22 protein-coding genes and 2 tRNA genes are annotated in these 21,296 nt (G+C 68.1%); 10 read left to right on the plus strand and 14 right to left on the minus strand.

Annotated elements, in window-relative coordinates:
• Positions 1–22: 22 nt before the first annotated feature.
• From ACFE7F_RS03025 to moaA, 4 genes are all read right to left on the minus strand, one after another.
• A complete protein-coding gene (locus ACFE7F_RS03025) occupies positions 23–658 on the minus strand; it encodes a hypothetical protein (RefSeq protein WP_375402362.1) in 636 nt (211 codons plus the stop codon).
• A 135-nt stretch (positions 659–793) separates the two neighbouring features.
• Positions 794–868 (minus strand) — tRNA-Asn (locus tag ACFE7F_RS03030).
• 151 nt (positions 869–1,019) lie between these two features.
• Positions 1,020–1,799 carry an NAD kinase gene (locus ACFE7F_RS03035; RefSeq protein WP_375402363.1) on the minus strand — a complete coding sequence of 260 codons (780 nt, stop codon included), beginning with the start codon at positions 1,797–1,799 and terminating at the stop codon, positions 1,020–1,022.
• Complete coding sequence (gene moaA, locus ACFE7F_RS03040; RefSeq protein WP_375402364.1) at positions 1,796–2,836, minus strand: GTP 3',8-cyclase MoaA; 1,041 nt, start codon at positions 2,834–2,836, stop codon at positions 1,796–1,798. Before moaA ends, ACFE7F_RS03035 begins: the two co-directional genes overlap by 4 nt.
• Before the next feature lie 111 nt (positions 2,837–2,947).
• On the opposite strand from moaA, the gene ACFE7F_RS03045 reads away from it, so the two are divergent.
• Positions 2,948–4,552 carry an EAL domain-containing protein gene (locus ACFE7F_RS03045; RefSeq protein ID WP_375402365.1) on the plus strand — a complete coding sequence of 535 codons (1,605 nt, stop codon included), beginning with the start codon at positions 2,948–2,950 and terminating at the stop codon, positions 4,550–4,552.
• Here ACFE7F_RS03045 and mfd read toward each other — a convergent pair.
• Entirely contained in the window at positions 4,549–8,004 is a 3,456-nt protein-coding gene (mfd, locus tag ACFE7F_RS03050; RefSeq protein ID WP_375402366.1) for a transcription-repair coupling factor, read from the minus strand. The two genes, ACFE7F_RS03045 and mfd, sit on opposite strands and share 4 nt — an antisense overlap.
• A 121-nt stretch (positions 8,005–8,125) precedes the next feature.
• Complete coding sequence (locus ACFE7F_RS03055) at positions 8,126–8,392, minus strand: succinate dehydrogenase assembly factor 2 (RefSeq protein ID WP_375402367.1); 267 nt, start codon at positions 8,390–8,392, stop codon at positions 8,126–8,128.
• A 74-nt stretch (positions 8,393–8,466) separates the two neighbouring features.
• Here ACFE7F_RS03055 and recG point away from each other — a divergent pair, with 74 nt between their 5' ends.
• Positions 8,467–10,515: an ATP-dependent DNA helicase RecG gene (recG, locus tag ACFE7F_RS03060; protein ID WP_375402368.1), complete on the plus strand. Its 2,049-nt coding sequence runs from the start codon at positions 8,467–8,469 to the stop codon at positions 10,513–10,515.
• On the opposite strand, the gene ACFE7F_RS03065 is transcribed toward recG, so the two are convergent.
• The 4 genes from ACFE7F_RS03065 to serS all read right to left on the minus strand — a co-directional run bounded on the left by ACFE7F_RS03065 (position 10,512) and on the right by serS (position 14,328).
• The gene (locus tag ACFE7F_RS03065; RefSeq protein WP_375402369.1) at positions 10,512–10,841 is read right to left on the minus strand and encodes a PilZ domain-containing protein; all 330 of its coding nucleotides are present in this window, start codon (positions 10,839–10,841) and stop codon (positions 10,512–10,514) included. The two genes, recG and ACFE7F_RS03065, sit on opposite strands and share 4 nt — an antisense overlap.
• Before the next feature lie 59 nt (positions 10,842–10,900).
• Positions 10,901–12,127 carry a tyrosine--tRNA ligase gene (gene tyrS, locus ACFE7F_RS03070; RefSeq protein WP_375402370.1) on the minus strand — a complete coding sequence of 409 codons (1,227 nt, stop codon included), beginning with the start codon at positions 12,125–12,127 and terminating at the stop codon, positions 10,901–10,903.
• Positions 12,128–12,154: 27 nt separating this feature from the next.
• Positions 12,155–12,937, minus strand: coding sequence for a 5'/3'-nucleotidase SurE (gene surE, locus ACFE7F_RS03075; RefSeq protein ID WP_375402371.1), 783 nt, complete (start codon positions 12,935–12,937; stop codon positions 12,155–12,157).
• Between the two features lie 113 nt (positions 12,938–13,050).
• Positions 13,051–14,328: a serine--tRNA ligase gene (gene serS / locus ACFE7F_RS03080; protein WP_375402372.1), complete on the minus strand. Its 1,278-nt coding sequence runs from the start codon at positions 14,326–14,328 to the stop codon at positions 13,051–13,053.
• 88 nt (positions 14,329–14,416) lie between these two features.
• Here serS and ACFE7F_RS03085 point away from each other — a divergent pair, with 88 nt between their 5' ends.
• From ACFE7F_RS03085 to ACFE7F_RS03105, 5 genes are all read left to right on the plus strand, one after another.
• Positions 14,417–14,935: a host attachment family protein gene (locus ACFE7F_RS03085; protein WP_375402373.1), complete on the plus strand. Its 519-nt coding sequence runs from the start codon at positions 14,417–14,419 to the stop codon at positions 14,933–14,935.
• Between the two features lie 83 nt (positions 14,936–15,018).
• Entirely contained in the window at positions 15,019–15,270 is a 252-nt protein-coding gene (locus ACFE7F_RS03090; protein ID WP_375402374.1) for a hypothetical protein, read from the plus strand.
• Positions 15,271–15,393: 123 nt separating this feature from the next.
• The gene (locus tag ACFE7F_RS03095; protein ID WP_375402375.1) at positions 15,394–16,002 is read left to right on the plus strand and encodes a hypothetical protein; all 609 of its coding nucleotides are present in this window, start codon (positions 15,394–15,396) and stop codon (positions 16,000–16,002) included.
• Between the two features lie 530 nt (positions 16,003–16,532).
• Positions 16,533–17,000, plus strand: coding sequence for an RNA polymerase-binding protein DksA (dksA, locus tag ACFE7F_RS03100; protein ID WP_375402376.1), 468 nt, complete (start codon positions 16,533–16,535; stop codon positions 16,998–17,000).
• Between the two features lie 60 nt (positions 17,001–17,060).
• Positions 17,061–17,411 (plus strand): PilZ domain-containing protein, encoded by a 351-nt coding sequence (locus tag ACFE7F_RS03105; RefSeq protein WP_375402377.1) that lies wholly within the window; start codon positions 17,061–17,063, stop codon positions 17,409–17,411.
• A 32-nt stretch (positions 17,412–17,443) separates the two neighbouring features.
• Here the strand turns inward: ACFE7F_RS03105 and ACFE7F_RS03110 are convergent, their stop codons facing one another.
• Complete coding sequence (locus ACFE7F_RS03110) at positions 17,444–17,599, minus strand: YdcH family protein (RefSeq protein WP_375402378.1); 156 nt, start codon at positions 17,597–17,599, stop codon at positions 17,444–17,446.
• Positions 17,600–17,751: 152 nt separating this feature from the next.
• Here ACFE7F_RS03110 and ACFE7F_RS03115 point away from each other — a divergent pair, with 152 nt between their 5' ends.
• Both ACFE7F_RS03115 and ACFE7F_RS03120 read left to right on the plus strand, forming a co-directional pair.
• Positions 17,752–17,949: a YdcH family protein gene (locus ACFE7F_RS03115; protein ID WP_375402379.1), complete on the plus strand. Its 198-nt coding sequence runs from the start codon at positions 17,752–17,754 to the stop codon at positions 17,947–17,949.
• Between the two features lie 67 nt (positions 17,950–18,016).
• Complete coding sequence (locus ACFE7F_RS03120; protein WP_375402380.1) at positions 18,017–18,460, plus strand: DUF1465 family protein; 444 nt, start codon at positions 18,017–18,019, stop codon at positions 18,458–18,460.
• On the opposite strand, the gene ACFE7F_RS03125 is transcribed toward ACFE7F_RS03120, so the two are convergent.
• Entirely contained in the window at positions 18,457–19,422 is a 966-nt protein-coding gene (locus ACFE7F_RS03125; RefSeq protein WP_375402381.1) for an NAD(P)H-dependent flavin oxidoreductase, read from the minus strand. The genes ACFE7F_RS03120 and ACFE7F_RS03125 overlap by 4 nt on opposite strands.
• A 47-nt stretch (positions 19,423–19,469) precedes the next feature.
• Positions 19,470–20,006, minus strand: coding sequence for a gamma carbonic anhydrase family protein (locus tag ACFE7F_RS03130; RefSeq protein ID WP_375402420.1), 537 nt, complete (start codon positions 20,004–20,006; stop codon positions 19,470–19,472).
• Between the two features lie 282 nt (positions 20,007–20,288).
• On the opposite strand from ACFE7F_RS03130, the gene ACFE7F_RS03135 reads away from it, so the two are divergent.
• Positions 20,289–21,053, plus strand: coding sequence for a family 16 glycosylhydrolase (locus ACFE7F_RS03135; protein ID WP_375402382.1), 765 nt, complete (start codon positions 20,289–20,291; stop codon positions 21,051–21,053).
• Positions 21,054–21,161: 108 nt separating this feature from the next.
• Here the strand turns inward: ACFE7F_RS03135 and ACFE7F_RS03140 are convergent.
• Positions 21,162–21,237 (minus strand) — tRNA-Lys (locus ACFE7F_RS03140).
• Between the last annotated feature and the right edge of the window lie 59 nt (positions 21,238–21,296).

Raw genomic sequence — 21,296 nt, forward strand, 5'->3', positions numbered from 1 at the left:
CGCGTAACGCGGGCCGCGAGCCTTAGCGCCGACGATCCTGCGGGAGCACTACGCTCGGTCCCACGGTATCGATCACCCGGCGAGCGTCGAACGCGCGGAGGTTGTCGCGGGGGATCGGGCCGCGGCGCAGCACGATCTCGGCGGTGGCCTCGAACCGGTCGACCTGACGAATGTCGAAATCGTTGCCGAAACCCCCGAAGCCGCCATAGCCGCCAAACCCGCCACCAAAGCCTCCGAACCCGCCGCCGAAGCGACGATAGCCGAAGCCGCGGCCGTACATGTTCCAATAAGGACTAAAGCCGCCGTAACCGAACCCACCGTAACCGAGGCCGCCATAGCCGAAGCCGGTCGAGTAGGTCCGGCTCTGTCGATCCGTCTCGCGCTCGACGGTCACGAAATAATCGTAGCCCTGCTGGACCGTAAGCTCGGCGGCACGGAAAAGCAGGTAGCGCTCCACCGTGTCACGCTCGGTCACGCTGTTGCCGCCGAAGCTGACGATGAAGCGATCGGGCTCGACCCGCTGTTCGCTGAAGCCGGTACGATAGAAGCCGCGGCCCTGCGCCGGGCGGTACGTGGTCTCGGTCGCGCAACCCGCGACGACGAAGGTGCTGGCGGCGATCGCGGCGAGCACGGCCTTGCGGCCAAATCCAGGACGCATCTTTACGTTCTCCGTTCGCGGCGGATGCGGCGAATTACCCGTTGCTTAACGGTCGGAGGTGGAACGTGCGATGAACGGACCAGGTTCCGCGACGAGAAAAACGCACGAAACCAGTAACGTAGCGCAATGCGGCGGTGGCTCCCTGAGTAGGATTCGAACCTACGGCCATTCGATTAACAGTCGAATGCTCTACCGCTGAGCTATCAGGGAACAGCGCCGTGGGGTGGCGTATAATGCGGTGCGAATGGGGTGCAAGCCTTTCCGAAAGGCAGAGCGCCCCGGCAAAGCCGTGTCGTCGGTCGAAGCTGCGCTACGCCGACCGCGCTTGGGCGAGTCTTGGCGCGGGGCGCGCCAAGCCGCCCTACGCGATGAACTGCTCCATCGTTATCCGATCGTCCAACGCATGCTCCGGATCGAACAGCAGCGTCAGCTGTCGCGCGCGGTCGACCGAGACGTCGACGCGCGAGATGTCGCGGACCTCATTGTCGTCGGCGACGGCGGACACCGGGCGCTTGGCGGGGTTGAGGACGCGCAGCGAGATGCGCGCCTTATCGGGCAGGATCGCGCCGCGCCAGCGACGGGGGCGAAAGGGGCTGATCGGGGTAAGCGCCAGGAGCGCGGAGCCGAGCGGCAGAATGGGGCCCTGCGCGGACAGATTGTAGGCGGTGGAGCCTGCGGGCGTGGCGACCAGGATGCCGTCGCAAGCGAGTTCGGGCATGACGACGCGGTCGTTGACCGTTACCTCCAGCTTGGCGGTCTGGCGCGTCTCGCGAAGCAGCGACACCTCGTTGATTGCCGGGAGCTGGTGGACCCGGCCGTCCATGCCGGTCACGGCTATGGCGAGCGGCGAGATCCTGAACTCCCGCGCGTGAAGCAGACGTTCGGCGAGGCCGTGACGGCGCCAGTCATTCATCAGGAAACCGACGGTGCCCAGGTTCATGCCGAACACCGGCACCGCCGGACGGCGGCGCGCGAGCATCGCGTGAAGCGTCTGAAGCATGAAACCGTCGCCGCCGAGCGCCACCACCAGGTCAGCGTCTTCGAAGCCGACCCAGTCATCGGCGTCGGCCAAGTCGCGCATCGCGGTCTGGGCGGACGGCGTGGGCGATGCGACCAGCGCGCGCCGCGGCGGATCGCTCATCCGCCGGTGACGCTCATATGACGGGCGACGGCGGGCGCGGTCGCTCCGTCGATGCGAAAGTCGTGCGCAGCGGGCTTGATCCGCAGGCCGTGGTCGATCGCGGCATCGAGCGCCGGAATACCGCCGCCCCGGAGCGCCGCCTTGAGATCGACCTGGTCGTCGTGACCCAGGCATAGATACAGCTTGCCGTCGGTCGTCAGGCGGACCCGGTTGCACCCGTCGCAGAAATTCGCGGTCAGCGGGGAGATGAGGCCGAGCCGGGTCCCGCTATCGCCCACCGACCAATATCGTGCAGGGCCTCCGCTGCGATGCGCGTCGCGGGTCAGCGCAAAGCGGGCGGACAGGTCGGCGAACACCTCGGTCAACGGCAGGAAGCGGTCGGTGCGGTCCTCGTCGACCTCGCCCAGCGGCATCGTCTCGATCAGCGACAGGTCGAATCCGTGTTCGACCGTCCAGGCGAGGATGTCGGGCAGTTCGTGCTCGTTGAGACCGCGCAGCGCGACGGTGTTGATCTTGACGCGCAAGCCGGCGTCGCGCGCGGCAAAGATGCCGCCGAGCACTTGGGCGAGGTCTCCGTGGCGAGTGATGTGACGGAACAGGGCGGGGTCGAGGCTGTCGAGGCTGACGTTCACGCGGCGGATGCCCGCGGCGTGGAGGCATTGGGCATGATCGGCCAAGCGCGTGCCGTTGGTCGTCATCGTCAGCTCGTCCAGGCCGCGGCCGACATGGCGGCCCAGCCTGGCGACAAGATCGCCTACGTCGCGGCGGACGAGCGGCTCGCCGCCCGACAATCGGATCTTGGTGACGCCGCGCGCGATGAAGCGCTCCGCGATGATCGCGATCTCCTCGAGCGCGAGCAGTTCCGACCGGGGTAGGAACGTCATCGTCTCGGCCATGCAGTAGCGGCACCGCAGGTCGCAGCGATCGGTGACGGAGATACGCAGATAGCGGACAACGCGGCCGTGCGCATCGACCAGTCCGCCCATGGCGAGGCGATCGGGGGTACGTGCGTCGATGTCGTTCGGGGGCGATCCCATCGTCCGAGAGCTAAGGCCGGGCGCGCCGTGTCACAAGCCCGTTTGCGGGCTGAGGCCGCGCCGCCTACAGCGTGTGGCGTGGACGGCGGTGGGCAGACGCGGGAAGACGCCTTGAACGATCGGCCGCTCGCGGTGCTGTCGTTCCGGCAACTCGATGAGCTGGTGCAGCTCGCCGGTGGTGCCGGGTGGCGGGTCGTCGGCGCGCGCCGACTAGGCGAGCAGGACCTGACCGATGTGGGCGCGGCCGTGACCGTGGTCGATGCGCGCGGGGCGCTGGAGGACGGGCTGCGGGCGATCGAGCTGCTGTCGCCGGCGATTGACCGGGCCGGCGGCGCATTGCTCGCGCTGCTGTCGCGCGTCGATGCCGGGGCGATCGGTCGCGTTCACGCCGCGGGTGCCACCCACTTCCTGCTCAGCCCGGCGGGGGAGGGAGAGTTCGTCCATGCGGTCCGGTTCGCCGAACGACTGGCGGAGCGGACGGGGCGGATCGACCGGGCGGCGCTCTCGCGGCGACGCGGCGATCCGGTGCCGGTGGCGCAGATCGGCGACGCGGTCCGGCGTTGGACGGCGGGACGGCTGGCGGCGGGGCGACCGGTGATCGCGGGGCGCGTGGCGCTGGCGAGCTTCGATCTCGTGAACAGCGCGCATGGCCGCGCAGTCGGCGACGCCATCCTGCAGGCGGCGACCGACCGGCTGAGAGCGATCGCGGCGTCGTTGTTCGGGTCGGACGCGATCGTCGCGCGCATTGCCGGGCCGGAGTTCCTGCTGGCGGGCGATGCGGCGATGACCGACGCGGAAACGCTGGCCGCGCGGGTGTCGGCCGACCTAGCCGAACCGTTCGGCCGCGCGGTCGTCGGCGTCCGCGTGGGCGCGACGACATCGCGCGAGGGTGAGGATGCGGGCGCGCTGCTCCGGCGCGCGGGCGCGATGCTGACGCCGCTCGATGAGGGACTCGCGGCCGAGGCGCTGGCAGTGGACATACACCACGCGATCGGAAGCGGGCAGATTGCGGTGTTGTTTCAACCGCAGGTCGACATCGCTACGGCGCGGATCGTCGGCGTCGAGGCGCTGGCGCGGTGGACGCATCCCCGGCTGGGCGCGGTCGGCGCGGAGGCGCTGTTCGCCGCCGCCGAGCGCGCTGGGCTGGGGCTGGTGCTGTCGGAGCACGTGCAGCGGCTGGCGCTGAAGACGGCGATGGCGTGGCCGACGACGCTTGGATCCTTGCGGCTGTCGGTAAACGTCACCGCCGACGATGTCGGCGGGAGCGACTTCGCCGAACGGTTCCTCCAACGGGTCGCCGAGACCGATTTCGCGGCGGATCGGCTGACGGTGGAGATCGTCGAGACGGGGGTGATCGACGACCTCGATCGCGCGGCTGCGCTGCTGGCGCGGTTGCGCGCGGCAGGATGCCGGACGGCGATCGACGATTTCGGGACGGGATATTCGAGCTTGGCCTATCTGAACGTGCTCCCGCTGGATTATCTCAAGCTCGATATCTCGCTGGTGCGCGGGATCGAGCGCGAAGGGCGCGAGCGGGTGCTGGCGCAGGGCGTGCTGGCGCTGGCGCGGTCGCTCGGGCTGCATACGATCGCGGAGGGCGTCGAAACGCCGGCTCAGCGCGACCTGCTGGCGAGCGAGGGATGCGACCTGTTCCAGGGCTTCCTGTGCGCGGGCGCGGTGGACGCGGCGGGGCTGGAGCGGCTCGTGCGCAGCTAGGCGGCCGCCTTCGCCAGGCCCCGGCTGATCTGCAGCGCGCCGTTGAGCCGGGCCTTCGGGTCGGCCCAGGCGCGCGTCACGACCAGCTTGCTGTCGGGCCGCAGCCGCGCGATGTCGCCGAGCCGATCGACATAGGCCATGACGCCCGCCGGGTTGGGCGGCTTGTCGTCGTGGAAGCTGATCAACACGCCCTTGGGCCCGACGTCGATCTTCGACACGGCCGCGCGCTTGGCGTTCATCTTGATCTCGATGACGCGGATCAGGTTTTCGGTCGGATCGGGGAGCGGGCCGAAGCGGTCGATCATCTCGGCGGCGAACGCCTCCACCTCGCGCGTTTCGTCGAGCTCATTCAGGCGGCGATACAGACCCATGCGCAGATCGAGGTCGGGAACGTAATTGTCCGGGATCAGGATCGGCGCGTCGACGGTGATCTGGGGCGAGAAGTCGCGCGGGCGCGAGGCGAAGCCGCCCGCCTTGGCGTCCATAATCGCCTCCTCCAGCATCGACTGGTAGAGCTCGAAACCGACCTCCTTGATGTGCCCCGACTGTTCGTCGCCGAGCAGGTTGCCCGCGCCGCGTATGTCGAGGTCGTGGCTGGCAAGCTGGAACCCCGCACCGAGCGTGTCGAGGTCGTTTAGCACCTTCAGGCGTTTGTCCGCCGCCTCGGTCAGCTGGCGCTCGGGCGGGGTGACCATGTAGGCGTAGGCGCGCGTCTTGGACCGGCCGACGCGACCGCGCAGCTGATAGAGCTGGGCCAAGCCGAAGCGGTCGGCGCGGTGGACGATCATGGTGTTGGCGGACGGGATGTCGAGCCCGCTCTCGACGATGGTGGTCGAGACGAGCACCTCGAACTTGCGGTCGTAGAAGGAGGACATGCGCTCCTCGACCTGGCTCGGCGACATCTGGCCGTGCGCGACGACGTAGCGGATCTCTGGCACCTGCTTGACCAGGAAGTCCTCGATGTCGGGGAGGTCGGCGATGCGCGGCGTGACCATGAAGCTCTGGCCGCCCCGGTAATGCTCGCGGAGCAACGCCTCGCGCAGGACGACCGGATCCCAGGGCATGATGTAGGTGCGGACCGCCAGCCGGTCGACGGGCGGGGTCTGGATGACGGACAGCTCGCGGATGCCCGACATCGCCATCTGCAGCGTGCGCGGGATCGGCGTGGCGGTAAGCGTAAGCATATGAACGTCGGCCTTGAGCGCTTTCAGCCGTTCCTTGTGCGTGACGCCGAACCGCTGCTCCTCGTCGACGACGACGAGGCCCAGGCGCTTGAAGTCGATGTTCTTGGCCAGGATCGCGTGCGTGCCGACCACGATGTCGATCGTGCCCGCGGCGATGCCCTCCTTGGTGGTCTTGGCCTCGCCCGCGGTGACGAGACGCGAGAGGCGGCCGATGCGCATCGGAAAGCCCTCGAACCGGCTCACGAAATTGTTGTAGTGCTGGCGCGCCAGCAGCGTTGTCGGGCAGACGATCGCGACCTGCTTGCCCGCCATCGCCGCGACGAAGGCGGCGCGGAGCGCGACCTCGGTCTTGCCGAAGCCGACATCGCCGACGACGAGCCGGTCCATCGGTTTGCCCGCGCCCAGATCGGCGATGACGTCCTGGATCGCGCGGTCCTGGTCCTCGGTCTCCTCGTAGGGGAAGCGGTCGACGAAGCCGGGATAGCCGGACTGGTCGGGCTCGAGTACGTCGCCCGGATGGAGCGCGCGTTCGGCGGCGGTGGCGATGAGCCCGCCCGCGATCTCGCGGATGCGCTCCTTCATCTTGGACTTGCGCCGCTGCCAGGCCTCGCCGCCCAGCCGGTCGAGCGTCGCGCCCTCCTCGCCCGATCCGTAGCGCGACAGGACGTCGATATTCTCGACGGGAACGAACAGCTTGTCGCCACCCGCATATTCGAGGGCGACGCAGTCGTGCGGGGATTGTCCGACCTTGACCGAGGTCAGGCCGAGGTAGCGGCCGATCCCGTGCTCGGTATGGACCACGAGGTCGCCGGGCGAGAGCGTCGCGAGTTCGGCCAAAAACGCGTCGGTCGACTTCTTACGCTTGGTGCGGCGGATCAGCCGGTCGCCGAGCATGTCCTGCTCGGTCAGAAGCGCGATGCCGGGCGCGGTGAAGCCGTGATCGAGCGGCAGGACGACCAGCGCCACGCCGTTCGCGCCGACCCCGAGCGCCTCTTGCCACGTCTCGACGAGCTTGGCGCCGATCAGGCCGTGATCCTTCAGCAGGCCGCCCAACCTCTCGCGTGCGCCGATCGAATAGCTGGCGAGGATAGGCTTGCGCTTGTCGCGGCGCAGGCGGTCGAGGTGATCGACCACCGCCTCGTACAGGTTGACGCCCAATCCGCGCTCGGGCCCGAAATCGCGCGGGCCGTCGACGGCGAAGTCGAGGACGGTCGCGCTCTCGGGCTCGTGGAACGGCGTCGCGAGGTGGGCGCGCGCGCCGGTCAGTCGCTCGTTCCACTCGTCGGCCGCGAGGTAGAGCGACTTGGGGGCGAGCGGGCGATAGCTGCCGGGCTGCGCGGCCTCGGCGCGGCGGCGGTTCTCGAAATAGTCGGCGACCGCCTCGAACCGGCTCTCGGCGGCGGCGACCGCGCCGGAATCGCGTATCACGATCGCCTTGTCGTCGAGATGATCGAACAGCGTGGCGAGCTTGTCCTCGAACAGCGGAAGCCAGTGCTCCATGCCTGCTAGGCGGCGGCCCTCGGAGACCGCTTGATAGAGCGGATCGGCCGTCGCGGTCGCGCCGAAACGCTCGCGGTAGGCGCTTCGGAACCTCTTGATCGACTCCTCGTCGAGCAGCGCCTCGGAAGCCGGGAGGAGCGTGAAGCCGTCCAATCGTCCGGTAGTCCGCTGGTCCTCGGCGGAAAAGGTGCGGACCGACTCGATCTCGTCGCCGAAGAAGTCGAGACGGAGCGCCTGTTCCTCGCCCGACGGAAACAGGTCGACGATGCCGCCGCGCACGGCGTATTCGCCGTGATCGTGGACGGTGTCGGTGCGAACGTAGCCGTTCGCCTGTAGCAGGCCAGCCAGCTTGTCGCGGTCGATGCGCTCGCCCGGCATGAGCGTCGCGACGAGCTGGCGGATGCGGAACGGGGTCAGGACGCGCTGCGTCGCGGCGTTCGCGGTGGTGAGGACGAGCTGCGGCCGGTCCCGGCGGCCCTGGAGCCGGTGGAGGCAGGCGATCCGCTCGGCCATAGTGCGGAGATTGGGCGAGGCACGGTCATAGGGAAGGCAGTCCCACGCGGGAAAGCTCAGCACCTCCAGGTCGGGTGCGAAGAAGGGCGCGCACTGCGCGAGCGCGCGCATCGCGCCGTCGTCGGGCGCGACGAACAGCACGCGCGCGGGGGCGGCGCGCGCGAGGTCGGCGAGAAGCTGGGGCTGGAACCCGGTCGGCACGCCCGACAGGGTGAGCGGACCGGGGGCGTTCAGGATGGTCTTAAGATCGGGCATTCAAGTCCTAGTCTCCCTCTCCCCGCTTGCGGGGAGAGGGTCGGGGAGAGGGGTCGAGCGGAGGGGCGGTTCTCTGAACAGCCCCTCTCCCCGACCCTCTCCCCAGAGGGGAGAGGGAGAGCTAGCGGCTCACCGGCACATAGGTCAGGGAGCGCATCCGCTCCATCATCGGGCCGCCCCACGCGTCGGGGCACGCGATGGAGCCGATCGCCCAGCCCATGATGTCGACATCCTGCTCCTCCAGCAGCGCCTCGAACCAGTCGAGCTCGGCCGCGTCCCACCCGGCCGAGTGCGCGTCGAAGAAGCCGCCGATCATCAGGTCGGCCTCGCGCGTGCCGCGATGCCAGGCGCGAAAGCGCAGGCGCTTGAGGCGGATTTCGGGGTCCATGTAATAGCTCCAACGACGATAAGCCGGCGGGCGCTGGAAGCGACCGTCGGCTGGTGTATGGCAGTCAGATAGTCATGCGGCCCGCCATCCTCAATCCGTTGTTCGCCGAAGCGACCGCGCTCAAGGGCGTCGGCCCCGCGCTCGCCAAGCCGCTCGAGCGGCTAAAGCTGGCGCGCGTGGTCGACCTCGCCTTCCACCTGCCGACCGGTCATGTCGACCGCTGGGCTCGCGACGAGCTGATGCAGGCCGACGTGGGCCGCACGATCGCGATCACGGTCCGGGCGGTCGATTACAAGCTGAGCGGCGGGCGGGGGCCGTCGCGGGTGCATGCGACCGACAGACAAGGCAACTATGTCAGCCTGACCTATTTCGGCGGCGCGTCGGGGTACGTGAAGAAGCTGCTTCCGCTCGGCGAGCCCAAGCGCGTGTCGGGGCGGCTGGAGCAATACGGCCAGGACCTCCAGATCCTCCATCCCGAGATCGAGGGCGACGAGCGCTTCCGCGAGCGCGAGGCGATCTATCCGCTGTCGGAGGGAATCACGTCGCGGCGGCTCCAGGCGCTTGCCGCCCAAGCGATCGGCCGCGCGCCCGAGCTGGCCGAATGGATCGAGCCGGGGCTGAAAGACGCGCGCGGCTGGCCGGGCTGGCGCGAGGCGCTCGAGCGGGTGCATCTCGACCCCGCCGACCTGAAGGCGCGCGAGCGGCTGGGTTACGACGAGGTGTTCGCCAACCAGCTGGCGATGACGCTCGTGCGCGCCGATACGCGCAAACGGAAGGGGCGGGCGCTGGCCGGGGACGGACGGCTGCGCGACATGCTGCGGCTGCCCTACGAGCCGACGGGCGCGCAGTCGCGGACGATGCGCGAGATCGAGGGCGACTTGGCTCAGACCGCGCCGATGCTCCGGCTGCTCCAGGGCGATGTGGGGTCGGGCAAGACGCTGGTCGCGCTGATGGCGCTGCTTGTAGCCGTGGAGGCGGGCGCGCAGGGGGCGATGCTCGCGCCGACGGAGATCCTGGCCCGCCAGCATTACGAGACGTTGCAACGCATGTTGGCCGGCCTGCCCGTCACCGTCGCGGCGCTCACAGGGCGCGACAAGGGCCGCGCCCGCGAGGCGACGCTGATGGGGCTGCAGTCGGGCGAGATCGACATACTGGTCGGCACGCACGCAATCTTCCAGGAGGCGGTCGGCTACCGCGATCTGGGGCTGGTGGTGGTCGACGAGCAGCACCGGTTCGGGGTCGCCGAGCGGCTGCTGCTGTCCAACAAGGGCGTGCGCCCGCCGCACCTTCTCGCGATGACCGCGACGCCGATTCCGCGCACGCTGACGCTGGCCCAATATGGCGAGATGGACGTGAGCCGCCTTGATGAGATGCCACCCGGCCGCAAGCCGATCGAGACGCGCGTCGTGTCGGAGGACCGGTTCGACGAGGTCGTCAACGCGCTCGGCCGCCATATGTCGGAGGGCGGGCAGGCCTACTGGGTGTGCCCGCTGGTCGAGGAGAGCGAGCGCAGCGACCTCGCCGCCGCCGAAGCGCGGGCGGAGGTGCTGAAGGCGCGGTTCGGCGAGCGGGTCGGGCTCGTCCACGGCCGGATGAAACCCGCCGAGAAGGACGACGTCATGTCCGCCTTTTCCGGCGGGCGCTTGAGCGTACTCGTCGCGACCACGGTGATCGAGGTCGGAGTCGATGTGCCGAACGCGACGCTGATCGTGATCGAGGCCGCCGACCGGTTCGGGCTCGCCCAGCTCCACCAGTTGCGCGGGCGCGTGGGGCGGGGCGGGGGGCTGTCGCGCTGTCTGTTGCTCCGCGGCGGGTCGCTCAGCGAGACATCGCGCGCGCGGTTGGCGCTCATGCGCGAGACCAACGACGGGTTTCGGATCGCCGAGGAGGATCTGCGGTTGCGGGGACCCGGCGAGATGCTCGGCAAGCGACAGTCCGGGGAGGCGGAGTTCCGGCTCGCGGCGCCGGAGATGCTGGCCGACCTGCTGCAATGCGCGCACGACGACACGCGGCTGCTCGTCGACCGCGACGGCGGGCTGGAGGGCGCGCGCGGCCAGGCGGCGCGCGTCGCGCTGTATCTGTTCGACAGGGACGCCGGGGTGCAGCTGCTCCGGTCGGGCTAGGACCTTGGTAGCGTGGCGATAAGGTCGTGGTACTCGCGAGCGCCGATCGCGCGGTCGAACCGGCAGCCGATCCGCCCGCCGAGCGACCAGCGGACATCCGCCGCGATCTGCCCCAGCATCGGCAGGGTGACGCGGATCGTCGCATCGATCTCGAGCGGTTCGTCGATGCGCGCCATCAACCCGCCCGGCGAGATGTTCACGACGGTCATGGTCGTCGGTCGTCCGCCAGGGTCATAGACGCGGGCGCGGTAGTGGACCTCGTCGCGGGGCTCGCTCCGTGTCTCGGCCGGCGGCGGCGACACGTCCGATATCTTCCGTCTCTCCATGTTTTATCGATAGGTCCCGGAACGATAAGCAGGCCGGAACGACGTTGGTTTACGCGCGGTTAGCCGCGAACGAGCAACCCGTGATGCTTCCTGCCGGCCGACACGCGGACGGGTTCGGGGCCGACCTCGACCATCGCCGTCTCCGACGCGATCTTCTCGCCGTCGATCCGCGCCCCGCCGCCCGCGACCAGCCGTCGCGCCTCGCCCTTGGAGGCGCAGAAGCCGAGGCCAAGGAGCGCGTCGACGATCGCGATCGGACCCGATACCGCCAACGTGGGGAGCGCCTGGTCGGCCGCGCCCTCCTCGAAGGTGCGCCGCGCCGTCTCGGCGGCCGCGTCGGCGGCGGCACGGCCCCGGCACAGCGCGGTCGCCTCGGTCGCGAGCACCTTCTTGGCCTCGTTGATCCCCGCGCCGGGCAGCGCTTCGAGCCGTGCGATCTCGTCGATGGCCAAGTCGGTGAACAGGCGCAGGAAACGGCCGACATCGGCGTCGGCCGTGTTGCGCCAGAACTGCCAGTAATCGAAATGCGGCAGCTGGTCCTCATGGAGCCACACCGCGCCCGCGACGGTCTTGCCCATCTTGCCGCCGTCGGCCGTGGTCAGCAGCGGGGTGGTGACGCCGAACACCTCCACGCCGTCCATCCGTCGCGCGAGATCGACGCCGTTGACGATGTTGCCCCATTGGTCCGACCCGCCCATCTGCAGCCGACATCCGGCCCGGCGCGACAGCTCGAGGAAGTCGTAGGCCTGGAGGATCATGTAGTTGAATTCGAGGAAGCTCAGCGACTGTTCGCGGTCGAGCCTGAGCCGGACCGAATCGAAGCTGAGCATGCGATTGACGGAGAAATGCCGCCCCACCTCGCGCAAAAACGGGATGTATTCCAGCCGGTCGAGCCAGTCGGCGTTGTCGAGCATCACCGCGTCGGTCGGTCCGTCTCCGAAAGTCAGAAACCGCTCGAAAATGCGGCGGATCGAGGCGACGTTGGCGGCGATGCCCTGCTCGTCCAGCAGCTGGCGCGCCTCGTCCTTGAAGCTGGGATCGCCGATCTTGCCGGTCCCGCCGCCCATGAGGACGATCGGCTTGTGCCCGCATTGCTGAAGGCGGCGGAGCAGCATGATCTGCACGAGGCTGCCGACATGGAGCGAGGGGGCGGTAGGGTCGAAGCCGATATAGCCCGGCACGACCGCGTGCGCGGCGAGCGCGTCGAGCGCGGCACCGTCGGTCAGCTGATGGAGGTAGCCGCGCGTGTCGAGCGTGCGGAGGAGGTCGGAGGTGTAGGCGCTCATAGTGCTTCAAGCGTTACACACACGCTCCTAGCCCGTCACCCCAAGCGCCCGGCCGAACGCGGCCAGCGAAGGTTCGTGCGTCAGGTCGAGATGGAGCGGCGTCACCGACACGTACCTTTCCGCGATCGCATGGAGATCGGTGCCCGGTTTGGGATCGTGCGGGACGCGTTGCAGGCCGATCCACGAATAGTCGAAACCGCGCGGATCCGTCCGCCGGTCGATCTTCACGCGGCCGTGATCGCGCAGGCCTTGGCGGACCACGCGGACACCCTGGACCTGGGTGGGCGACACCGGGGGAAAGTTCACGTTGACGGTGGTGCGCGGAGCCCACTCCGCGTCGATCAGCGGCCGCAGCACGCGCTCGCCCCATGCATCGGCGGCTGCGAACGAGACTGGGTCGCCGGGCGCGCCGTCCTCCTCCGACACCGCGTATACCTGGCTGAGGGCGATGGAACGGATGCCCGCGAACGCGCCTTCCATCGCAGCCGACACCGTCCCGGAATAGGACACGTCCTCGGCCAGGTTCGCGCCGCGGTTGACGCCAGACAGGATCAGGTCGGGCTTGGCGTCCATGATCGACGCCAGCGCCATCATGACGGCGTCGGTCGGCGTGCCCGTCACCGCGAACCGCCGCTCGTCGAAGCGGCGGACGCGGACGGGGCGGGTGATCGTCAACGACCGCCCGGTGCCCGACTGCTCCTCGGCGGGGGCGACGATCCACAGATCGTCCGACAGCGTCCGCGCGATCCGCTCCAGCACGGCCAGCCCGGGCGCGTGATAGCCGTCATCGTTGGTCAGCAGGATGCGCAAGATCAAAAACTCCGTTCGTGCTGAGCTAGTCGAAGCATCGTTCTTCTTGCGGCCATCCGTAAGAAGAACGATGCTTCGACTAGCTCAGGGCGAACGGAGTGGTCTGGAGCCACTTATCTCGGCTCCAGTAACGTCAGGCCGCCCAGATAGGGCTGAAGCACCGCCGGCACCGCGACCGCGCCGCCCTCCTGCTGATAATTCTCCAGCACCGCGACGAGCGTGCGGCCGACCGCCAGGCCGGAGCCGTTCAGGGTATGGACGAAGCGTGTGCCTTTCTCGCCCGCGGGCCGGTAGCGCGCGTTCATGCGGCGCGCCTGGAAGTCGGTGCAGGTCGAGCAGCTCGATATCTCGCGGAATGCGCCCTGGCCGGGCAGCCAGACCTCGAGGTCGTAGGTGCGCGCGGCGGTGAAGCCCATGTCGCCCGCGCACAGAAGCATCCGGCGGTAGGGCAGCTCGAGCGCGTCGAGTGCACCCTCGGCGCAGGAGGTCATGCGCTCGTGCTCGGCGTCGGATGCGTCGGGCGTGACGATCGACACCATCTCGACCTTGTCGAACTGGTGCTGGCGAATGTAGCCGCGCGTGTCGCGCCCGGCTGCCCCGGCCTCCGACCGAAAGCAGGGGGTGAGCGCGGCGAAGCGGATTGGGAGCTCGGCCTGCCCGAGGATCTTCTCGCGCACGATGTTGGTGAGCGATACTTCCGCGGTCGGGATCAGCCAGCGGCCGTCGGTGGTGCGGAACAGGTCCTCGGCGAATTTGGGCAATTGCCCCGTCCCGAACACCGCTTCGTCGCGCACCAGCAGCGGCGGCGCGACCTCCTCGTAACCGTGCTCTTGGCAAAGCCGGTCGAGCATGAACTGGCCGAGCGCGCGCGCGAGCCGGGCGGCGGGGCCGCGCAGCAGCGTGAAACGCGCCCCGGCGATCGCGACGCCGGTCTCGAAATCAAGCCCGAGCGCGGGGCCGATCGCGTCATGCTCGGCAGGGGTGAAGGCGAAGGCGCGATGGATCCCGCGTTCGCGGACGATGACGTTGCCGCTCTCGTCAGGGCCGTCGGGCACATCGGCGGCGGGCAGGTTGGGGAGCGCGGCGAGCGCGGCCGTAAGGCTCGCGTCGATGCGGGTCTCCTCAATCTCCAGCTCAGGAAGCGCTTCCTTGAACGCGGTTACCTGGGCCATCAGCGCCTGCGCCCGCGCTTCGTCACACGACGCTTTGGCCTGGCCGACCTCCTTGGACAACGCGTTGCGCTCGGTTTGCACCGCTTGCGACTCCGCTACCGTCGCGCGGCGCGCTTCGTCGAGCGCCAGCAACGCAGGCGAAGCCGCCTCCACCCCCCGCCTCGCGAGCGCGGCGTCGAACGCGGTCGGGTCGTCCCGGATCATGCGGATATCGTGCATGGGCCGCGCTATGCCGAGGCCCCGGTGCGTGCGCAACCGCCGGGCGGTCGGGGACGTTCTCCCCCCGCCATCCACAGGAGTTTACTCGATGCAGGTTCCGCACAACGCTTTCGTTCTGGTCGCTGACGGCCGCAAGATGCTGTTCTTCCGCAACGACGGCGACGCCGAGTTTCCCGATCTGAAGGTCGAGCTGGCGGAGGAGCATCCCAATCCGCGCGATATCGATCAAAAGACGGATCAGGCCGGTCGCGCTTCGTCCACCCGGTCGGGGTCGGGTGCCCCGGCGGGTGCGAGCGGCGGCGCGAACCAGCAGGGCTCGGCCGGCGGCGGCGGTGCGCAGTTCGCGCAAGGAGGCGGCACGATGGGCGAGGCGGACTATCACCAGCTGGAGGAGGACCGCTTCGCCGCCGAATGCGCCGAGATGCTCCGCAAGCGCGCGCTCGCCCGCAAATACGACAGACTGGTCGTCGTCGCGCCCGCCAAGACCCTCGGCGAGCTGCGCAAGCATTACCACAAGGAGGTGCAGAGCCGCTTGGTGGGCGAGCTCGCCAAGGACCTGACCGGGCATTCCGTGCCGGACATCGAGGCTGCGCTCAAGAACGCCTGACGTGAAATGGGCCGCCGCGGCGATGCGGGGGCCCGTTGTCGCCGCCCGGCTTGGGAGCGGACGGCGATGGGGATCAGGTGGAGATGGCTGTCGCCTTGCCCAGCCGCTTGCGCGCTACGAGCGCGGCGGCGGCGGCCCCGAACAGGATCACCATCGGCGGCGCCGGGACGGGCGACGGATTGCCGCTCGATCCGCCGGACGCGCCCGAACTGCCGCCCGAGCTCGATGACGAGGAACTGGATGAGCTGGAGCTGGACGACGATCCGCCCATGCCGCCGGTGCTCGACGTGCTGCTCGATCCGTTCGAGCTGAACCCGCCGGTCGACGACGAATAGCCGCTCGACGATGAGGAGAAGCCGTCGCTGCTCGAGGCGTATCCGCTCGAGGACTGGTTCTGATTTTGGTTCTGGTTCTGGTTCTGGTTCTGGTTCTGATTTTGGTTCTGACTGTTCGAATTGTTGTTCGTGTTCGCGTTGTCGATCTTCACGTCGGAGTTGCCCGAAGAGGTGGAGCTCGACACGTTACCAGACGACGACGATACGCTGCCCGAGGATGAGCTCGACACGTCGCCGGACGAGGAGACGTTACCGGATGACGAGCTCGACACGTTGATTATCGGATTGACGTTGACCGACGTGGCGCCGCTGCCCGGCGTGATGTTGCCCGATGGGGACGAGACGTTCCCAGACGAGGACGCGACGCCGCCCGTCGATGAGGAGACATCGACGTTGCCCGAGGAGGAGACGATGTTACCACCCGAGCTGCTCGATGTGGAGGACACGACGACGCTGCCGCCACCACCACCTCCGCCGCCGAACGAGAAGCCGCCCCCGAACCCGCCGCCGCCGAAGAACCCGCCCGATCCGCCGACCACGGCCGGCACCGCGCCGGCGCTGGCGAGCAACGGACCCTGGATCGGCAGCGGCACGGGCGCGGCCTGGCTCGCGACCGTCACCACCGTGGGCGGGCAGACGGCGCTGCTGGTCCTCGTAACGGTGCGGCGGGCACGGGGGCGGACCGCTGCGACCTGGCGGTGGACGATGCGCTTTTTCACCTTTTTCACGTAGGTCGCGTTCGCCGGACGCTCGGCCACATGAACCGCTCCGCCGCCCAGCACCGCGCCGCCGCACGCCGTCGCGCAGAGTTTCGCCATCGCCATCCGAACCGACATGTCGCTCATCCCTCCCCACGGCGGTTCCGGGACGCCGGATCCCGGGTCTGCCGCGCTACGGCCCTCGCGAAACCATCTTCCTGAAAAGGGCGAAGGAGCGGTTAAGCGCAAGCGCGTTAACGATGAATACCTGTCCCACTTGCGGTATCGGTGCGCCGCCGTCCCCTGCTTCTTCCTTAACGTGTCAGGATGGAACAACGAGAGCCGACGACGCTCCTCCAGCGACAGCTCCGACGCCTGACGCCTGACGCCAACGCGTTACGGCCCTGCGGAAGTGCGCACGATTGTTACGCCACACCCTTACCGAGAAGCGATTCAGTCGCTTGTCGGGCCGTTTACGCGCGATTATAGGCGCGCTTGCCACGGGGGCGGTTTCGCGGACTGGTCGACGTTTTTCGATCGGGCGCGAAAGGGGAGAGCATGGTGATGGCAAGCGCGTTTGGTCGTGCGGACCGGTTCGAGGCGTTAGCCTTGGCCGCCGCCAACGATAAGATCACCGAATACCGGCCGCACGGCGACGAGCCGTTCATGAGCCTTCGTCAGCAGGCCTATTTTCGCCGCAAGCTGACCGGCTGGCGCGACGCGATCCGGCTGGAAGCGCAGGGCACGCTTAGCCATCTCCAGATCGATTCGCTGCGCGAGGCCGATCTGAACGACCGCGCCTCGACGGAGACCGACTGGTCGATCGAGCTGCGCACCCGGGATCGCCAACGCAAGCTGATCGGCAAGATCGAGGCGGCGCTGCGGCGGATCGATGAGGGCGAGTACGGTTATTGCGAGGTGACGGGCGAACCGATCAGCCTGGGGCGGCTTGAGGCGCGGCCGATCGCGACCATGACCGTCGAAGCGCAGGAACGTCACGAGCGTCACGAGCGGGTCTCGCGCGAGGAATAGTGCCGCATCATCCCGAAACGTTTAAGCGTTCGTTAACCTACTCGGCCTAGCTGCGAAGGCATGGCGGACGCGATCAACATCAAACCATCCGATCTGGCAGCGACGATACGCGACGAGCTCGCCGCCGGCCAGCGCAGCCGCAGGCGCGACAGCTTGCTCCTCAATGCGCGGATGAGCGTCGCCGGCCAGCCCGTAGCCGACATCCGCATTCGCAATCTGTCGGCCGGCGGGCTGATGATCGACAATGCCGTGCCCATGGAGATCGGCACCACGCTGGTAATCGAGCTGCGCAATGTCGGCGCCGTTCCCGGCAAGGTCGCCTGGTATGCCGAAGGCCGCGCCGGCATCGCCTTCGACGCGCCGATCGACCCGATAAAAGCTCGCCAGCCGGTGTCCGTGCCCAAGATCTAGCCGAGCTGTCGACCAGCCGTCGCGGCCGGTCGTCAGATCCGCTCGATCTCCTGCTTCAGCCTCAGTTTCTGCTTCTTCAGGTCGGCGATCATCAGCATGTCCGGCGCGGGCCGCTGGCTTTCCTGCTCGAGCCGCTGGTCGAGAACCGCGTGCTTGGTCTGCAGGGCCGCCTGATGCGATGCTTGCATGATGTCGGATCTCCGGATGCGTGTTGAGGGGAGATCAACAAACCACGCGACTCGCCAAATGTCGCCTGCTTTGGCATGGCCGATTCGACGTAACCGCGCTTTCGCGCGACGGCCCGTTCTGGTGACGACGCCGGACCAGGGAGGGAGGCTCGATGGACGAGGTGGCGATCGCGACGCGGCTGGACCAGCTCCGGACCGAGCACCGCGACCTGGATACCGCCATCGGAGCGTTGCTCGATAGCGGCTCGACGGATCAGATGCGGATGGCGCGGCTCAAGAAGCGCAAATTGCGCCTTCGCGACGAGATCGCGATGCTCGAAGATCACCTCATCCCCGACATCATCGCTTGAGCGGCGGTGCCGGATCGGGACTCGGTCGAGGATGGGCCGGGCGTCTTCCGTATGGCATGACTATCGGATGACGTCCGAACCCGTCCAGCGCCGATTGCGCGGCGCCCTTTACGACGAGGCGATGCTGCTCGCCGACGAGGTCCGCGGCTATTTCGACGATGAGCTCGGGCGCGACACGTTGGCGCTCGACCCGCTCGCGCGCGTCCAGGTTTCGTGCGAGTCGCTCAAGGTCACGACGCGGCTGCTCCATGTCGTAGCCTGGCTGCTGACCTGGAGGGCGGTCGACGCCGGCGAGATCGTGGCGGTCAGGGCTCGCGCGCCGTCGCACCGGCTCGGGCCGTCGCCGGAGAGCGATCCGGCTGCGTTCGCGCTGCTGCCGGACCGCGCGCGCGACCTGGCAGACGCCGGCATCGACCTTTACCGCCGCGCCGCGCTGCTCGACGAGGCGGCGGGAGCGGTCGGGCCCGGACCGGCCCGCCTGGCGCAGGAACGGCTCGCCCGCGCCTTCTAGGCCGCGAGCCGCAGCCGGTCGCGCGCGGCGTGGTACTCGCGCTCCATACGGTCGACGCGGTCGGCCACATCCTCGACCGCCACGACCGCGCCGATGCCCTGACCCGACCCCCAGATGTCGCGCCACGCCTTGGGCTTGCTCGAATTGCCGCCGCCGAAGTCCATCGTCTTCAGGTCGCCTTGCGGCAGATCGTCGGGATCGAGCCCGGCACGCTCGATCGATGCCCGCAAATAATTGCCGTGCACGCCGGTGAACAGATCGGAATAGACGATATCCGCCGCGCGCCCGTCGACGATGCCCTGCTTGTATTCGGGATCGGCGTTCGCCTCCGTCGTCGCGATGAAGGGAGATCCGATATAGGCGAAGTCCGCCCCCATCGCCTGCGCCGCCAGGATCGCGTCGCCCGACGCGATCGATCCGGACAGCGCCAGCGGCCCGTCGAACCATGCGCGGATCTCGCCGATAAGCGCGAAGGGCGACAGCCTGCCCGCATGCCCGCCCGCACCCGCGGCGACCGCGATCAGCCCGTCCGCGCCCTTTTCGATCGCCTTGCGCGCGTACCGATCGTCGATCACGTCGTGAAGCGCGATGCCGCCCCACCCATGGACGGCGGTGTTCAGGTCCTCGCGCGCGCCGAGCGATGTAATGAAGATCGGCACCTGCCACTTGGCGCAGGTTTCGAGATCCTGCTCCAGCCGGTCGTTTGATTTGTGGACGATCTGGTTGACCGCATAGGGCGCGGCCGGACGATCGGGGTGGTCGCGGTTATACGCGGCCAGTTCCTCGGTGATGCGATGTAGCCATTCGGCCAGCAGCGACTGCGGCCGGGCGTTGAGCGCGGGGAAGGAGCCGACGATCCCCGCCTTGCACTGCGCGATCACCAGCTCCGGCCCGGAAATGATGAACAGGGGGGAGCCGATCACCGGCAGGCGCAGACGGTCGAAGATGGCGGGCACGGTCATGCGGTAGGTTGTGCACGGCAACCCGTCACCTTGTCCAGCGGGACCGCTCAATCGACCCGCCGCAGCCCGTCAGCATAGGTCCGCGCCTTGGCGACATAATGCGCGGCCGAGGCGAGCAGGCCCGCACGCGCCGCATCATCGAGCTCGCGCACCGCCCGCGCCGGGCTGCCGACGATCAGGCTGCCGGGCGGGAAGGTCTTGCCCTCCGTTACCAGCGCACCCGCGCCCACGATGCACCCGTCACCGATGACCGCGCGGTTGAGGACGACCGCACCCATGCCGATCAACGCGCCGCTCCCGACGGTGCAGCCATGCAGGATCGCATGGTGCCCGATCGTGCAATCCTCGCCGACCGTCAGCGGTGCGCCCGGATCGGAATGGAGCATCGCGCCCTCCTGCACGTTCGTCCGCGCACCGATCGTGATCGGGGTGTTGTCGGCGCGGATCACCGCCCCGAACCACACGCTCGCATTCGCGCCGAGTACGACATCGGCGATCAGTTCGGCCGAGGGTGCGATCCACGCGGTAGGATGAACGACAGGCCGCTGGTTATTAACCTGGTATAAGGGCACGGGTGCTTCCATCACGAGCATGATTGCCCGCCTCTTAGGCGATTATGAACATGATCTGGCCGCGGCGATCAAGCCTTGATCGGATTGCCAAAGCTCGCGCGGAACCGCTGGTCCGTCGCGCTTGACTTACGATCCATCTCAAAAACATTTCGTTCTGTCTCAATGACTTATGAGCGATGTTGCTGCTCTCGTCGAACCATATGATGCCGCTCGGGAGGCGAATTGCTCAGCCACCCACACCCGACGTGCGCGAGCGGCCTCGAACGGAAGAGAGAACCGACGATCATGATACCGTTGACCTTCAAAACCTTCCTCACGGGCGCGCTCGCGCTATCGATGGTTCCCGTCGCGGCCGGGTCCGCGTCACCCGACTACCAGGGCGCTGCCGAGGTGAGCAGACGAGGTCTTCCGCCCCTCGACTACGACGCCTCGCTCTGGAATTTCGACGCGCGCTGGTTCACGTCCGAATGGAACAACTCGTTCAGCCAATTACCCTGGCGCTACGATCACGTCACGCGGCGCGGCGGCGACCTCGTCCTGCGGCTCGACTCCTCGGGCAGCGCCCAGATCATGACGGGCAGCGGCACCAAGCCGCACAACGCCGGCTTGTGGGAGGCCGACGTGACGCTCGCCCCCTACCGAAGCGGCGTCGTGCAGGCTCCCCTGTGGCTGTATAACGGCAGCACTAAGGACGAGATCGATTTCGAATTCGCGGGCGAGAACGGCCTGTTCATCACAATGCACACCTATACCGGCGGGTATAAACGGCATGGCGTCCGGCTTCAGAATGTTCAGACCGGGGTACGGCACCGGTTCGGGATCAAGATGGACCAGGCGGCCGGCTATGTCGAAATGTATGTGGACGGCAAGATGGTCCACCGTTTCGACAAGAAGACCTCGCCGGGCTTCGTTTCAAGCCCGATGAACCCGATCTTCGAGCTGTGGGCGGTGCATCCCAACCGACAGGACTTCGTCGAGTGGGTGGGTCGTTTCGGCGGCATCTCGGGCGGGGACAAGATGGAGATGACGCTCCACGGTCACCGCTATACCGCGCTGTAACCGGCCGCGGCGCTTGGCGACGCGCTCATAAGGTTCGTGAGCGCGTCGTTCGTCGGACTCGAACATCGCTTCACCTCGTGAGAAGCTTGCCGATTACGATAAGGTGGATGGTGGACGCACTTGGGCTCGAACCAAGGACCCGCTGATTAAGAGTCAGCTGCTCTACCAACTGAGCTATGCGTCCACAGCCGATCGCCGGTCGGACCGGATCTATCGGGACCGCGCCGGTAGCACCCGTCTTTC

This window comes from uncultured Sphingomonas sp. (genome assembly GCF_964235535.1).
GTDB lineage: Bacteria > Pseudomonadota > Alphaproteobacteria > Sphingomonadales > Sphingomonadaceae > Sphingomonas.

Coding starts and splice junctions, on each gene's coding strand:
- ACFE7F_RS03025 (WP_375402362.1), bottom strand. CDS start 658: ATGCGTCCTGGATTTGGCCGCAAGGCCGTGCTCGCCGCGATCGCCGCC.
- ACFE7F_RS03035 (WP_375402363.1), bottom strand. CDS start 1,799: ATGAGCGATCCGCCGCGGCGCGCGCTGGTCGCATCGCCCACGCCGTCC.
- moaA (WP_375402364.1), bottom strand. CDS start 2,836: ATGGGATCGCCCCCGAACGACATCGACGCACGTACCCCCGATCGCCTC.
- mfd (WP_375402366.1), bottom strand. CDS start 8,004: ATGCCCGATCTTAAGACCATCCTGAACGCCCCCGGTCCGCTCACCCTG.
- ACFE7F_RS03055 (WP_375402367.1), bottom strand. CDS start 8,392: ATGGACCCCGAAATCCGCCTCAAGCGCCTGCGCTTTCGCGCCTGGCAT.
- recG (WP_375402368.1), top strand. CDS start 8,467: ATGCGGCCCGCCATCCTCAATCCGTTGTTCGCCGAAGCGACCGCGCTC.
- ACFE7F_RS03065 (WP_375402369.1), bottom strand. CDS start 10,841: ATGGAGAGACGGAAGATATCGGACGTGTCGCCGCCGCCGGCCGAGACA.
- tyrS (WP_375402370.1), bottom strand. CDS start 12,127: ATGAGCGCCTACACCTCCGACCTCCTCCGCACGCTCGACACGCGCGGC.
- serS (WP_375402372.1), bottom strand. CDS start 14,328: ATGCACGATATCCGCATGATCCGGGACGACCCGACCGCGTTCGACGCC.
- ACFE7F_RS03085 (WP_375402373.1), top strand. CDS start 14,417: ATGCAGGTTCCGCACAACGCTTTCGTTCTGGTCGCTGACGGCCGCAAG.
- ACFE7F_RS03090 (WP_375402374.1), top strand. CDS start 15,019: ATGGCTGTCGCCTTGCCCAGCCGCTTGCGCGCTACGAGCGCGGCGGCG.
- dksA (WP_375402376.1), top strand. CDS start 16,533: ATGGCAAGCGCGTTTGGTCGTGCGGACCGGTTCGAGGCGTTAGCCTTG.
- ACFE7F_RS03105 (WP_375402377.1), top strand. CDS start 17,061: ATGGCGGACGCGATCAACATCAAACCATCCGATCTGGCAGCGACGATA.
- ACFE7F_RS03110 (WP_375402378.1), bottom strand. CDS start 17,599: ATGCAAGCATCGCATCAGGCGGCCCTGCAGACCAAGCACGCGGTTCTC.
- ACFE7F_RS03115 (WP_375402379.1), top strand. CDS start 17,752: ATGGACGAGGTGGCGATCGCGACGCGGCTGGACCAGCTCCGGACCGAG.
- ACFE7F_RS03120 (WP_375402380.1), top strand. CDS start 18,017: ATGACGTCCGAACCCGTCCAGCGCCGATTGCGCGGCGCCCTTTACGAC.
- ACFE7F_RS03125 (WP_375402381.1), bottom strand. CDS start 19,422: ATGACCGTGCCCGCCATCTTCGACCGTCTGCGCCTGCCGGTGATCGGC.
- ACFE7F_RS03130 (WP_375402420.1), bottom strand. CDS start 20,006: ATGGAAGCACCCGTGCCCTTATACCAGGTTAATAACCAGCGGCCTGTC.